The 1,515-nt window shown below is 62.4% G+C and carries 1 protein-coding gene; it reads right to left on the bottom strand.

Going from position 1 to position 1,515, the window contains the following annotated elements:
• Positions 1-64: 64 nt before the first annotated feature.
• Positions 65-1,438, bottom strand: coding sequence for a transposase (locus NKH60_RS34850; RefSeq protein WP_352473781.1), 1,374 nt, complete (start codon positions 1,436-1,438; stop codon positions 65-67).
• Positions 1,439-1,515 lie beyond the last annotated feature (77 nt).

The following is a 1,515-nucleotide window of genomic DNA, read 5'->3' as shown; positions in this document are numbered from 1 at the left end:
CGATGAAGCCGTGGATCCACTCGCACCGAAGCGTCTTGATTAAGGTCGACGCGACCTCCTCGCCTTAAGTGGCTCGGACGTTTGTTCCGAGGGTGCAAATCTTGGCCAATTTCCTGAGGTTCTGGGCGATGGCTGCAAGGTGGAACTCATCGCGGGCACCACAGGGGCCGCGCAATCGCAATCGATCGAGCTTCAGGATGCGCTTGAGGTGCGCGAACAGCATCTCCACCTTCTTCCGCTGATAGCGTGAGGTCTGGTAGGCGTCTGTCTTTGCGATGTCGCGGGCCATGTCGCGCGCGCCCTCATAGATCGAGCGCAGCACCTTGCGCGCCGGCTCCTTCGGGCAACAGCTGGGCTTCAGGGCACAGGCGTCGCAATCCAGCTTGCTGGCGCGATAGCGCATCATGCCATTCTCGTCGACGAGAGGGTGTGGCATCCGATAGGTCTTCTGGCGCTGCCTGAGCGTCTTCCCGCCAGGACAGATGTATGTATCGGCCTTATGGTCGTAGGTGAAGTCGTCGCGCGAGAAGGTGCCATCCTTGCGCCTAGACTTGTCGAAGACCGGGATATGCGGCTCGATCCCACGCTCATGCACCAACCAGTTCAGCATTTCGGCCGAGCCGTAGCCGGTGTCGGCAATCAGCCGCTCCGGCCAGAGGCCGAGCTCGTCGTGCGCCCGCTCGATCATAGTCTTGGCGGCCGTCACCTCGGCTTGGCGCACCGCGGTCGAGGGCTCCACGTCCACGATGATGGCGTGCTCCACGTCGATCAAATAGTTCGTGCAATAGGCATAGACGGCTGGGCCACCCCAAGCGGCAGTCCAGCGCGCGGCGGGATCAACAGGGGAGACGAACTTGGGCTCCACCGGCGTGGCGGCCCCGAAGGCGGCGTCATCCAGAGTGGCGAGATACTCAGCCACGGCCCGCTTGGCTTTGGGATTGAGGTCCTCGGCCGTTTCGATCCCGCGCTGACGATGGGCGTCGGCGACGATCATGCTGGCATCGACCGCAAAGCCTTCGCCGCCGACGAGCCCTTCAGCTATGCAGCGCCGGACGACGGTCTCGAACAGTTCGCGCAGCAGGTCGGCATCGCGGAAGCGGCCGTGGCGGGTCTTGGAGAAGGTTGAGTGGTCAGGCACATCACCCTCGAGGCCAAGCCGGCAGAACCACCGATAGGCCAGGTTCAGATGTACCTCCTCGCACAGCCGGCGCTCCGAGCGGATGCCGAAGCAATAGCCGACGATCAGCATGCGGATCAGCAGCTCAGGGTCGATCGAGGGACGGCCGATCGGGCTGTAGAAGGGCGCCAGATGCTGGCGGATGGCGGACAGGTCGACGAAGTGGTCGATCGCTCTGAGCAGGTGATCCGCCGGCACATGCCGCTCCAGGCTGAAGCCGTAGAACAGCTCCTCCTGCATCACACTTTGCTCGCCCATCATCGACTCAATCTCCTCTTACGACGAAGATTGAATCAGTGCTTCAGGACTGCTGCAACCCGGACTTTTTCAACACTATC

The organism is Mesorhizobium sp. M1006, from assembly GCF_040318825.1.
Lineage (GTDB): Bacteria > Pseudomonadota > Alphaproteobacteria > Rhizobiales > Rhizobiaceae > Mesorhizobium.
The sequence above is the reverse complement of the archived record's forward strand: the minus strand, read 5'-3'. Positions and strand labels throughout refer to the sequence as shown.